The following is an 11,881-nucleotide window of genomic DNA, read 5'->3' on the forward strand; positions in this document are numbered from 1 at the left end:
GGCCCGCAGGCCGGGGCATTTCACATGCACATTCCCGCGCCGGTTACGCAAACGCCGCGACGGGCTGGCAGAATCGGCCCCCTTCGTGAGCCATCTCGGGAGAGCGCGTGACTGGGATCATCCAGGTCGATGGACTGAACAAGCTGTACCGCGGCGGTTTCCAGGCGCTGCGGGATGTGAATCTGAGCATCCGCAAGGGTGAGATCTTCGCGCTGCTGGGTCCGAATGGCGCGGGAAAGACCACGCTCATCAGCATCATCTGCGGCATTGTCACGCCGAGTTCCGGGACGGTGCTGGCGGACGGACATGACATCGTCAGCGACTACCGCGCGGCGCGGTCCAGGATCGGCCTGGTCCCGCAGGAGCTGACCACGGACGCCTTCGAATCGGTGTGGAACACGGTGAGCTTCAGTCGCGGCCTGTTCGGCAAGCCCCGCGACGACGCGCATATCGAAAAGGTTCTGCGTGACCTGTCGCTGTGGGACAAGCGCAACAATCGCCTGCTGGAACTCTCCGGCGGGATGAAGCGGCGCGTGATGATCGCCAAGGCCCTGTCCCACGAGCCGCAGATACTGTTCCTGGACGAGCCCACGGCTGGCGTGGACGTGGAGTTGCGGCGCGACATGTGGGAGATGGTCAGCAGCCTGCGCGAGGCCGGCGTGACCATCATTCTGACCACGCACTACATCGAGGAAGCCGAGGCCATGGCCGACCGGATCGGCGTGATTCGCAAGGGCGAGCTGATCCTGGTCGAGGACAAGACGACGCTGATGGACAAGCTGGGCCAGAAGGAGCTGCGACTGCAGCTGACCGAGCCGCTGGAGCGGATTCCCGACGCGCTGGGCAGGGCGGGCCTGAGTTTGTCCGATGACGGCTACCGGCTGACCTACAGCTACGACGCCCACAGCGAGCAGGGCAGCGTGGCGGCGGTGTTGCGTCAGCTCAACGAGCTGGGCATCGAGTTTTCCGACCTGCAATCACGCCAGTCCTCGCTGGAGGACATCTTCGTCAGTCTGGTTCACGAGGAGGTGGCATGAACTGGTATGCCATTCGCGCCATCTACGGATTCGAGATGGCGCGGACGCGCCGCACCCTGATGCAGTCCATCGCCTCGCCGGTGATCTCCACGTCGCTTTATTTCGTCGTATTCGGTTCGGCGATCGGCTCGCGCATGGTGGAGATCGACGGGATCAGCTACGGGGCGTTCATCATCCCCGGGCTGATCATGCTGTCGCTGCTCAACGAGAGCATTTCCAACGCCTCGTTCGGCATCTACTTTCCGCGCTTCTCCGGCACGATCTACGAAGTGCTGTCGGCACCGGTATCGCCGCTGGAAATCGTCATGGGTTATGTCGGCGCCGCGGCGTCAAAATCGGTGATCCTGGGTTTACTGATTCTGGCCACCGCGAGGCTGTTCGTGGACTACCACATCGCGCACCCGGTCTGGATGCTGGCCTTTCTGGTCACGACCGCGGTCACCTTCAGTCTGTTCGGGTTCATCATCGGCATCTGGGCCGACGGCTTCGAGAAGCTGCAGATTGTTCCGATGATGCTGGTGACGCCGCTGACCTTCCTTGGCGGCAGCTTCTACTCGATCAACATGTTGCCGCCGTTGTGGCAGACCATCACCTTGTTCAATCCGGTCGTCTACCTGATCAGCGCGTTCCGCTGGAGTTTCTACGGCGTCGCGGATGTCGCGGTCGGCGTCAGCATTGCCGCCATCCTTGGCTTCCTGCTGCTGTGCCTGGGCGGAATCTTCTGGATCTTCCGGACCGGGTATCGGCTCAAGCAGTGAGGCCCGTCGCCCCGAAATAGGCCGCCGAGTTCGGGTGCACGTCGCGGTCGTCGTCATCGGCGCCGATCCACCCATACGCGTCGTGCTGCTCGACCGGCAGCGTCTCCATGGCCGCAGGCGTGACCAGACCCGCCGGGACCCGGTAGGCGAGTACCACGTAGTGCGTGCTCACGCCGGGTTCCGATGCGAAATTCGTGTCGTACAAATGAGTGAACGCGCCGACTAGCCGCGCATCGTCCAGCTGTGCCTCGACACCCAGCTCGACCCGGCAAAGGCGGGCATACGCATCCTCCAGCCGCTCGTTCTTGTTGATCCGGCCGCCCGGCACGAACCAGGTGCCGCGGGCGGGTTCGTTGACCCGCTGCCCCATCAGAATCCGGCCATCGTTTTCGACGATCAGGTCGATGGAGACGAGGGGCGTGTGACGGACGACGTGGAGGAAATCGTCGCGGTTGAGCATTTGGGGGCGGCTGCCGGTGGTTCGGTCTGACAGAATACCGGGCGGAACCGGCCCGTGTCGGAACAGATTTCCGACGGAACGACGTGGCGGGCGAACAGGGGGATGGAAACAGTGAACGGCGATCAGCAGTTGCCGGAGAGAATCGGCAAGTTCAGCGTGCTGCGCGTACTGGGGGCGGGCGCGATGGGAACGGTCTATCTCGCGCGTGAGAGCGAGTCGGAACGGCTGGTCGCGCTCAAGGTCCTGAAATCCAGCGTGCCCGAATTCGGCCGACGATTCGCACGCGAGATTCGCGTGCTCGGCTCGCTGGAGAACGCGGGCATTGCACGGCTGTATGAAGCCGGTACTGCCGACGGCCCGAGCGGGTCCATTGCCTATTTCGCGATGGAGTATGTGCGCGGTCGCGATCTGCGCGAAGCCGCCATGGCGCTGCCGGTTGCCGAACGCCTTCGCCTCGTGGTCAGGATTGCAAGAGCGGTGCACGCCGCCCATCTCAAGGGCGTTGTTCACCGCGACCTCAAACCGGCGAACATCCTGGTCGGCGAGGATGGCGATCCGAAGGTGCTTGATTTCGGGGTTGCGCACGTCACTGAAGATGGCGCTACCCAGATGACCCGGGTTGGAGAGGTGCTGGGCACCTTGCCCTATATGAGTTTCGAGCAGATGGTCGGCGACGACGCTGCCATCGACGCGCGTTGCGACGTCTACGCGTTGGGTGTCATCACCTACGAGTTGATTGCTGGCGCACTGCCGTATCCGGACCTGCCTCGCAACAGCATCGCCGGCGCACTGGACCGACTACAGCGGGGCAGTCCAAAGCGGCTGTCCGCCAGTTCTCCGGTCGCACGCGGCGATCTCGAAACCATTGTCGCGAAGGCGATGGCGTTCGAGGCCGAGCAGCGATATGCCTCGGCGGATGAGTTCGCCAATGACCTTGAGCGCTATCTGTCGCACCAGCCGATCACGGCGCGTCCGCCGACCATCGGATATGTGGTCGGTCGGTTCGTGCGACGGCATCGTGCGCTGTCCGCCGTGGCGATGGTAGCGGTCGCAGCCGTGCTGATCGCGGCTGTCGTCGCGACTCACTTTGCGGTGTCGGAATCGCGCGCCCGTGCTTTGGCGGACACCAAGGCGGCGGAGACCGCGGCGATCAATGCGTTTTTGAGTGACATGCTGGTGGCGGCCAACCCCTCCAACGCGCTGGGGAAGGATGTGCGCGTCCTCGACGTCATCGATGCCGCGGAGATTGATTTACGCGCTGGCGCGGCCTTGCCTGAACGAGTTCGTTGGTCATTGCAGCGGCTGATCGGGCGGACTCGCGCGGGGCTGGGGGAATCCTCGCGCGGAATCGAGCTTTTGCAGTCGGTGCTCGAGACCGTCGAGTCCGCCGAGGGCATGAACAGTGAGACGGCGCTGGAGGTCAGGTTGGACCTTGCCAGTGCTTTCGAGTCTGCTGCCGACTACAAGGCGATGCGTGAAACGTTGGAGCATGGATCACTGACTGGCGGGCAGGACTCGAGGTTGCAGCTGCGCGCAGCACTGTTGCGGACACGCGCTCTCACCGGAGAGGGGCGCCTGGACGAGGCGGTCGAGCTGGGCGAGGTGACCCGACAGCGCGCCATCGAGCTATTCGGTGATTCCGACGACCTGGCCTTGGATGCGGGTTATTCGCTTGCCACGGCGTGGCGTGACGCGGGTGCGTACGCCGAGGGGATTGAACTGCTGCGCGAACTTGTTGCGGTGCTGGAGGACAAGCTGGGTGCTCAGCATCCTGATACCCAGGGTGCGACCAACCTGCTCGGGACGTTTCTGGAACTGAACGGCGAGTTGGATGCCGCGGAGGCGGTGCTGCGCGAGCAGCTCGAGATCGCGCAAGCCGTCTATCCGCCAGGGCACTATGCGATTGCAGACAATCAACTCAACCTGTCGGCCGTGCTCGGCAAGAAGAAGGAGTACGCCGAATCGCTGCAACTCGCGACCGCGGCGCGCGAGGCCTATGAAGCGGAGTTGGGTCTGGCGAACGTGCGGACATTGGCCGCCCTGAATTCGCAGGCTTACAGCATGGAAGAGCTTGGTCAGGTCGATGAAGCCGAGGAGACGTTGCGCACCATCATTCGCCTGCAGCCTCAGATTGGCGCGGCGCATGTGCAGGTGCTGGCACCCATCAACAATCTGGCCTATCTGCTGATGGGTGCGGGCCGCTATGACGATGCCAATCGGGAGTTCGCGCTGTTGATGGAGCGTGCGGTTGACGAGATCGGGGAATCCCATCCGCTGTTCGGCGTGTTCGAGGGTAATCAGGGCTGGTGCCTGGTGAGATCGGGCCGCCCTGGGGAAGGGCTGGAGGTGCTCGAACGAGCGGTTGTGCGGCTCGATGCCACGCTGGGGCCGGACCATGACCGAACGGTGTTGACCCGGAAACGAGTCGAGATCGCACGACAGCGACTTGCCGAGTCGGGCGCTTCGACCGACTGACATCGGTTGCCCGGTATGATCCGACCCTTCCGTTCTCCCGGCTCCGAGAATCATGGTCCAAGCCCTCACGCTGCGCCTCAGGCCCAACGCCGATCGCCGTCTGCGCATCGGTCACCTGTGGGTGTTCGCCAACGAGGTCGATGTGCAGCGCACGCCGTTGACCGCGTTCGAACCGGGTGCGCTGGCGCGTCTGGAGGATGCCCGGGGCAAGCCGCTGGGGCAGGTGTACGTGAACCCCGCGTCGCTGATCTGTGCGCGGGTGTTGACGCGCAACGCCAAGGCCCGCATCGACCAGGCCTGGTTCGCCGAGCGCATCCGTCAGGCGGCGCAGTTGCGCGAGCGCGTGTACCCAGGCGGTTTCTACCGGCTGCTGTTCGGGGAATCCGATGGCGTGCCGGGGTTGGTCGTCGACCGCTACGGCGACGTACTGGTTGCGCAGAGCACCACGGCGGGCATTGACGCACGGCGTGATGACGTCGAGGCGGCGCTGCGGGAAACGCTGAACCCCACGGGGATCTACTGGCGCTGCGATGCGCCGGTGCGTGCGCTTGAGGGCCTGGAGCCGATGACCTCGGAATGGGGCAGCGTGCCCGACGAAATCGAGGTCCCGGAGTCGGAGCGGCGGTTCGTCGTGGCGCTGAAGAGTGGGCAGAAGACCGGCTGGTATTTCGATCAGCGGGACAACCGGGCGCTGATCGCGCAGCTTGCGCGGGGACAGCGGGTGCTGGACGTGTTCAGCTACGTTGGTGGTTTTGGCGTCACCGCCGCCTGTGCCGGGGCGGCTTCGGTGACCTGCCTCGACGCCTCCGAATCCGCGCTGGCGCAGGCGCAGGCCAATGCGGCGCGGAACGGAGTGAGTGTCGATGTGCTGGCCGGCGATGCCCGGACCAGCCTGCAGCAGCTTGCCGACGCGCGGACGAAATTCGACCTGGTGATCGTCGATCCACCGGCGCTGATCAAGCGCAAGAAGGACATCGCGGCGGGTACGCGTCACTACCAGCAGCTCAACGCGTTGGCGATGCGGCTGCTCACGCCCGGGGGGCTGCTGCTGGCCGCGTCCTGCTCGCATCATCTTTCCGCCGACGCGATGCGCGGCGCCCTGCGCAAGGCGGCGTCGGAGGCGGGGCGGCGGCCGATGATTCTGGCGCAGCGTGGTGCGGCGCTGGATCATCCTGTGCATCCGGCCATTCCGGAAACCGAATACCTGAAGGCGTTTCTATGCGCGGTTGAAGGCTGACGACCAGCCCGAACCGGTCCGCCGCCACGGTCCTGTCACGCGGGGCACTACAATGTCCGCTCAGTTCACGGAATCCCAACATGCTCGTTCACCCGAATTTTGATCCGGTCGCGATCTCGCTCGGCCCGATCAAGGTGCACTGGTACGGATTGTCGTACCTCGCCGGATTCACGCTGGCCTGGGCATTGGGACGGTATCGGGCCAGCAAGCCCGACTGGCCGTGGACCAAGGACCAGATCTCCGACCTGCTGTTCTACGTGGTGCTGGGGATCATCCTCGGCGGCCGGCTGGGCAGCGTGTTCTTCTACAACTTCGAGGCGTTCCTGGCCGACCCGTCGATGATCTACAAGGTCTGGCAGGGGGGCATGAGCTTCCATGGTGGCCTGATCGGCGTGATCGTCTGCCTGATGTTCTTCGCCCGGAAGACCGGAAAGGCGTTCTGGGAGGTTGGCGACATGGTCGTCGTGCTGGCGCCGGCCGGTCTGTTCTGCGGCCGCATCGGCAACTTCATCAACGGCGAGCTGTGGGGCGGTCCGACCGATCTGCCCTGGGGCATGGTGTTCCACCATCCGGCCGCGGGGGAGATGCCCCGACACCCCTCCCAGCTCTACGAGGCCGGCCTGGAAGGACTGCTTCTGCTCGCGATCCTGTGGTTCTTCACCGCCCGGCCCAAGCCGCGCATGGCGGCGTCCGGCCTGTTCCTGCTGATGTACGCGGTGTTTCGTTCGCTGGTGGAATTCGTTCGCGAGCCCGATGCGCATATCGGCTACCTGGCCTGGGGCTGGCTCACGATGGGGCAGCTGTTGTCCGCGCCGATGGCCATCGCCGGCATTGTTTTGCTCGTGATCGCCTACACCCGCAAGATTTACGACCGTCCGCTCGGCAAGACCTGATGAAGCAATACCTTGATCTGATGCAGCATGTGCTGGATCACGGCACGGAAAAATCCGACCGCACCGGCACCGGCACGAAGTCCGTGTTCGGTTACCAGATGCGCTTCGACCTGTCGGAAGGCTTTCCGATGCTGACGACCAAGAAGCTGCATCTGCGCTCGATCATCCACGAGCTGCTGTGGTTCATCGCCGGCGAGACGAACACGGCGTATCTCAAGGCCAATGGCGTGTCGATCTGGGACGAGTGGGCGACCGAGTCCGGCGATCTCGGCCCGGTCTATGGCAAGCAGTGGCGGGCCTGGGAGGGTCCGAACGGCGTGGTCGTCGACCAGTTGGCCGAGCTGGTGCATAACCTCAAGCACAACCCTGATTCGCGACGCCACGTGCTGTCTGCCTGGAATCCGACGGTGTTGCCCGATCCGAGCAAGTCGCCGGTGGAGAACGCCGAGGCCGGTTTGCAGGCGCTGCCGCCTTGCCACTGCCTGTTCCAGTTCTATGTCGCCGACGGCAAGCTTTCCTGCCAGCTTTATCAGCGCAGCGCGGACATCTTCCTAGGGGTGCCGTTCAACATCGCCTCCTATGCGCTGCTGACGATGATGCTGGCCCAGGTCTGCGGCTACGAGCCGGGGGATTTCGTCCACACGCTGGGTGACGCGCACCTCTATCTGAATCACCTGGACCAGGCCGAGCTGCAGCTGACACGGGAACCGTATCCGCTGCCGACCATGCGGATCGAGCCCTCGGTGAGCAACATCGAGGATTTCCGCTTCGAGCATTTCACGCTGGAGGGCTATCAGAGCCATCCGCACATCAAGGCGCAGGTCTCGATTTGAAGCTGGTCGCGGTGGTGGCGGCCGACGAGCGCAACGTCATCGGTGTCGACGGCGATCTGCCCTGGCGCTTGCCGAACGACCTGAAGCACTTCAAGGCCGTGACCATGGGGCATCCGATCCTGATGGGGCGCAAGACCTACGAGTCCATCGGGCGACCCTTGCCCGGCCGCGACAATCTCGTGCTGACGCGGCAGCCGGACTGGCGGGCGGATGGCGTGACGGTGGTGACCAGCACCGATGCGGCGCTGGAGGCGGCGGGCACGGCCTCGGCGCTGATGATTGTCGGCGGCGGGGAGATCTACCGGGCGTTCTGGCCGCAGATCGCCGCCATCGAGTTCACCCGCGTGCACACCGAGGTTGACGGCGATACCCGCTTCCCCGCGTTCGGCGAACCGGAGTGGCGCTGTGTACATCGCGAGCGGCACGAGCGGGACGAGCGACATGCTCATGCCTACAGCTTCGAAACCTGGGAGCGGAACGGGTCCGGGTCGACCACGGACTGACGGTGCTCCGTCGACGAAACCCTCGCGCCGGGCGGTGGTCCGCGACTGCATGATCGAGCGTGCGTCAGCAGTGATCCTCCTGGTTCGTCTGGCGCTGCCGGTGGTCGCGGTCTGCCTGGCGGGCTGCATGGGCGCTCCGTATCCGACGGGTCGGCCCGCTGAACTGGTGCCCGGTGGTAGCAGCGTGGAGGCGCAGGTTCAGGGACGTCGCCTGCACTGGGTGGAGTCCGGTGACGCCGACGCCCCGCCCGTGTTGTTCATCCATGGCACACCCGGTAGCTGGGAGGCCTTTGCCGACTACCTGACCGCGCCGGCGCTGAGCGGCTACCGCCTGATTGCCGTCGACCGGCCCGGGTTTGGTGGCTCGTCGGCCGGAGGTGTTGAACCCGCGCTGTCGGCCCAGGCGGCCTATCTGGCCGAGGCCTTCGCGGAACTGCCGCCGATGATTGTCGTCGGACACAGCCTGGGTGGTTCCATCGCCATGCAGCTGGTCCGGGACGCACCGGATCGCGTCGCCGGAGTCGTGCTGGTCGCGGCTTCGCTGGAGCCGGCAGCCGAGGCGCCGCGCTGGTTCAACCGGCTCGCCAATTGGCCGCTGGTGCGGCGGATCGTGCCCGATTCACTGGCCCGGGCGAACGACGAAGTCCTCGCGCTGGAGCCGGAGTTGCGGGCGCTGTGGGCCGGCTGGACTCCACCGGAAACTCCCGTCATCCTGATCCAGGGCATGGAGGACTCGCTGGTGCGACCGTCGACCGCCGATTTCGCCGAATCCGTGCTGCACTCGGATTCAACCGTCATTCAACGTGTCGATCACGCAGGGCATTTCGTGTTGTGGGAGCAACCAGAGAGGGTCATCGACGCCATCCACACGCTGGCCGAGCCGTGAAGTGGTTGCCGGGACTGGTCCTCGGTCTGTGGTCGCTGGCCGTCGCCGCCGAGCAGCCGATTCCGGTCGAACTGGAGCAGTTGCCCGAACGTCATCCGATTGTTCGCGAGATCGTCTTCAAGGGTAACGAGATCACGCAGCGCAAGGTCCTTGCCCGCGAGATGCGCATCGAGGTCGGTGATCCGGCTGATCCCATTCACATCAAGGACAGCCGCCAGGCGATTCAGAACCTCGGGCTGTTCAAGCAGGTGATTGTCGAGCAGACACCCACCGACGGCGGCGTGGTGCTGATCTTCACCGTGGTGGAAAAGTGGTATCTGCTGCCGTATCCCCGGCTGGACTACAACAGCGATCGTGAATTCGCGTTCGGGTTCAAGCTGGACTGGTCAAACGTGTCCGGACTCAATCACCAGCTCGAAGCACTGGTGTCTCGTCAGCAGAACGCGGAGAAGGATCGCGGCGATGCCACCGAGTTCGAGTTCGACTATTTCGCGCCCTATGCCTGGGACACCGCGGTGGATTTCGGTGCCAGCGCCTCGCACGACATCACGCCGATCGAGGAAGACAACGCAGCGGGCGAGACCATCAGCTACAAGGAGGACTACTCCCGCTTCAGCGTGCTCGCGCTGCGCCGGTTGACACCGGGGCACGGCAGCCAGGGCTGGAGGATCGGCGGTGGCCTGCTGTGGCAGAACGAAACCCTGCGAGGCCCCGAGGCGCCGGAGGAGAACGGCATGGCGACGGCCGCGGTGCTCCAGGGGCGTTTCGAACGGCTGGACGACCGGCTCTACAGCTCGGCGGGATGGTTGTTCGGCTGGCGCGTCGAACTCGCCGCCGAGGATATCGCCTCGCACTACGACTACATCGATCTCCGGCTCAACTATTTCCGGTCGATTCCGTTGTGGGACGTGCCGCACCAGACGCTGCGCATCCTGTTCGATGTGGGTTCCTATCACGGTGGACCGCGTGACTTCGATGCCTACGGCCTGGGGGGTGGCAGCAATCTGCGCGGCTTCGACAAGGACGAATTCGAGGGCGATGCGTTCTGGCGCCTCAGTCTGGAGGTCCAGCGCCCGCTGTTCGGTTACAAGCCGGTGCGCGGACTGGTGGTGATGGACATGGGACGCACCTACGACGACTTCGACCGGTTCACGTTCAGCGACACCCAGATCGACGCGGGCATCGGCCTGCGCTGGCGGATTCAGACCTTCGTGAATCTGACCCTGGAACTGGGTTACGCCTGGCCGCTGACCCGAGGTGGGTCCGAGCCGTTCTTCGGCAAGCTTTAACCGGCGCGCGGGCCCCGTGCCGGCATGGCGGCCAGTGTTCAGCCAACCGGGCTATGCGATCATCCGCAGCCGAACTTTTCACGAGACTCATCATGTCGGATCTCAATGCCGCTTTCGAACAGGCCCAGAAGGACATCAAGACGCTGACCGAGCGTCCCAGTAACGACGATTTGCTTGAGCTCTATGCGCTGTTCAAGCAGGGCTCAGCGGGCGACGTGTCCGGCAAGCGTCCGGGCATGCTCGACATGGTCGGGCGCGCCAAGTACGACGCCTGGGCCAAGAAGAAGGGCACGGACAGCGAGACCGCCAAGCAGCAGTACATCGACAAGGTCCAGGCCATGCTCGGCTGATGTCGGCACCGTTCGACTGGAGTGATCCGTTCCGGCTGGACGACCAGCTGGATGCGGAGGAGCGGGGGATTCGCGACGCCGTTCGCAGTTACGCCCGCGAGCGGCTGATGCCGCGCATCGTGCCGGCGTTCCGGCACGGCGAGTTCGATCGCGAAGTCCTCCGCGAGATGGGTGGACTCGGCATGCTTGGCCTGTCGCTGGACTGGCCCGGCTGTCCAGGCGGCTCCCATGTCGCCTATGGGCTGGTGGCCCGGGAGGTCGAGGCGGTGGATTCCGGTTACCGCTCGGCGCTGTCGGTGCAGAGCAGTCTGGTCATGTATCCGATCCACGCGTTCGGCTCGGACGCTCAGCGCCAGCGCTGGTTGCCGGCGCTGGCATCCGGCGAGGCCGTCGGCTGCTTCGGCCTGACCGAACCGGATCATGGCTCCGACCCCGGAGGCATGACTACACGGGCACGTCCTGACGGCGACGGCTGGCGCCTGTCCGGCGCCAAGACCTGGATCACCAACGCGCCGATCGCCGACGTGCTGCTGGTCTGGGCCAAGGATGCCGACGACGTCATCCGCGGCTTTCTGGTCGAACGTGGTGCGGCCGGGCTGGACACGCCGGTGATCGAGGGCAAGTTCAGCATGCGCGCGTCGATCACCGGACAGATCGTGCTCGATGATGTGCGAGTCGGCCCCGACGCGCTGCTGCCCGGCGTCAGCGGGCTCAAGGGGCCCTTCTCCTGCCTGAACAAGGCGCGGTACGGCATCAGTTGGGGCGCGATGGGGGCGGCGGAAGCCTGCTGGCACGCGGCGCGTCAGTACGCGCTGGATCGCCGGCAATTCGACCGGCCGCTGGCTGCCACGCAGCTGGTCCAGAAGAAGCTGGCCGACATGCAGACCGAGATCGCGCTGGGCTTGCAGCTGTCGCTGCGGCTGGGCCGCCTGCTGGACGCCGGGCAGGGTGCGCCGGAAATGATCTCGCTGGCCAAGCGCAACGCCACCGGCAAGGCTCTGGACATCGCCCGCCTGGCGCGCGATGTCCACGGCGGTAACGGGATTGTCGACGAGTATCACGTGATCCGGCATCTGATGAACCTGGAAACCGTGAACACCTACGAGGGCACGCACGACATTCACGCGCTGATTCTCGGTCGCGCGCAGACCGGACTTCAG

General features: G+C 64.9%; 12 protein-coding genes. 11 read left to right on the forward strand and 1 reads right to left on the reverse strand.

From position 1 onward, the window contains the following. Positions 1–107 precede the first annotated feature (107 nt). Together ABNS06_RS08960 and ABNS06_RS08965 are read left to right on the forward strand one after the other, a co-directional pair. Positions 108–1,037, forward strand: a complete 930-nt coding sequence (locus ABNS06_RS08960) for an ABC transporter ATP-binding protein (RefSeq protein WP_348674021.1) — start codon at positions 108–110, stop codon at positions 1,035–1,037. After that, a complete protein-coding gene (locus ABNS06_RS08965; protein WP_348674022.1) occupies positions 1,034–1,795 on the forward strand; it encodes an ABC transporter permease in 762 nt (253 codons plus the stop codon). Before ABNS06_RS08960 ends, ABNS06_RS08965 begins: the two co-directional genes overlap by 4 nt. Here the strand turns inward: ABNS06_RS08965 and ABNS06_RS08970 are convergent. Next, positions 1,785–2,255 carry a GDP-mannose mannosyl hydrolase gene (locus ABNS06_RS08970; protein ID WP_348674023.1) on the reverse strand — a complete coding sequence of 157 codons (471 nt, stop codon included), beginning with the start codon at positions 2,253–2,255 and terminating at the stop codon, positions 1,785–1,787. The two genes, ABNS06_RS08965 and ABNS06_RS08970, sit on opposite strands and share 11 nt — an antisense overlap. 54 nt (positions 2,256–2,309) lie before the next feature. Between ABNS06_RS08970 and ABNS06_RS08975 the strand changes: the two genes are divergently transcribed. From ABNS06_RS08975 to ABNS06_RS09015, 9 genes are all read left to right on the forward strand, one after another. Next, complete coding sequence (locus ABNS06_RS08975; RefSeq protein ID WP_348674025.1) at positions 2,310–4,730, forward strand: serine/threonine-protein kinase; 2,421 nt, start codon at positions 2,310–2,312, stop codon at positions 4,728–4,730. A gap of 52 nt (positions 4,731–4,782) precedes the next feature. Then, the gene (locus ABNS06_RS08980) at positions 4,783–5,967 is read left to right on the forward strand and encodes a class I SAM-dependent rRNA methyltransferase (RefSeq protein ID WP_348674027.1); all 1,185 of its coding nucleotides are present in this window, start codon (positions 4,783–4,785) and stop codon (positions 5,965–5,967) included. 80 nt (positions 5,968–6,047) lie between these two features. Continuing rightward, on the forward strand, positions 6,048–6,860 hold the full coding sequence (gene lgt, locus ABNS06_RS08985; protein WP_348674028.1) for a prolipoprotein diacylglyceryl transferase: 813 nt from the start codon (positions 6,048–6,050) through the stop codon (positions 6,858–6,860). Beyond that, positions 6,860–7,693 carry a thymidylate synthase gene (locus ABNS06_RS08990; RefSeq protein WP_348674029.1) on the forward strand — a complete coding sequence of 278 codons (834 nt, stop codon included), beginning with the start codon at positions 6,860–6,862 and terminating at the stop codon, positions 7,691–7,693. The genes lgt and ABNS06_RS08990 overlap by 1 nt, the downstream gene beginning before the upstream one ends. After that, a complete protein-coding gene (locus tag ABNS06_RS08995; RefSeq protein ID WP_348674030.1) occupies positions 7,690–8,196 on the forward strand; it encodes a dihydrofolate reductase in 507 nt (168 codons plus the stop codon). Before ABNS06_RS08990 ends, ABNS06_RS08995 begins: the two co-directional genes overlap by 4 nt. Before the next feature lie 70 nt (positions 8,197–8,266). Further along, entirely contained in the window at positions 8,267–9,082 is an 816-nt protein-coding gene (locus ABNS06_RS09000) for an alpha/beta hydrolase (protein WP_348674032.1), read from the forward strand. Continuing rightward, entirely contained in the window at positions 9,079–10,371 is a 1,293-nt protein-coding gene (locus ABNS06_RS09005; protein ID WP_348674034.1) for a BamA/TamA family outer membrane protein, read from the forward strand. Before ABNS06_RS09000 ends, ABNS06_RS09005 begins: the two co-directional genes overlap by 4 nt. Positions 10,372–10,463: 92 nt before the next feature. Beyond that, positions 10,464–10,721 (forward strand): acyl-CoA-binding protein, encoded by a 258-nt coding sequence (locus ABNS06_RS09010; protein WP_348674035.1) that lies wholly within the window; start codon positions 10,464–10,466, stop codon positions 10,719–10,721. Beyond that, a partial coding sequence (locus ABNS06_RS09015; protein ID WP_348674036.1) for an acyl-CoA dehydrogenase occupies positions 10,721–11,881 on the forward strand: 1,161 nt, incomplete at its 3' end. The genes ABNS06_RS09010 and ABNS06_RS09015, both read left to right, overlap by 1 nt.

The sequence above is a fragment of the uncultured Abyssibacter sp. genome (assembly GCF_964000955.1).
GTDB lineage: Bacteria > Pseudomonadota > Gammaproteobacteria > Nevskiales > OUC007 > Abyssibacter.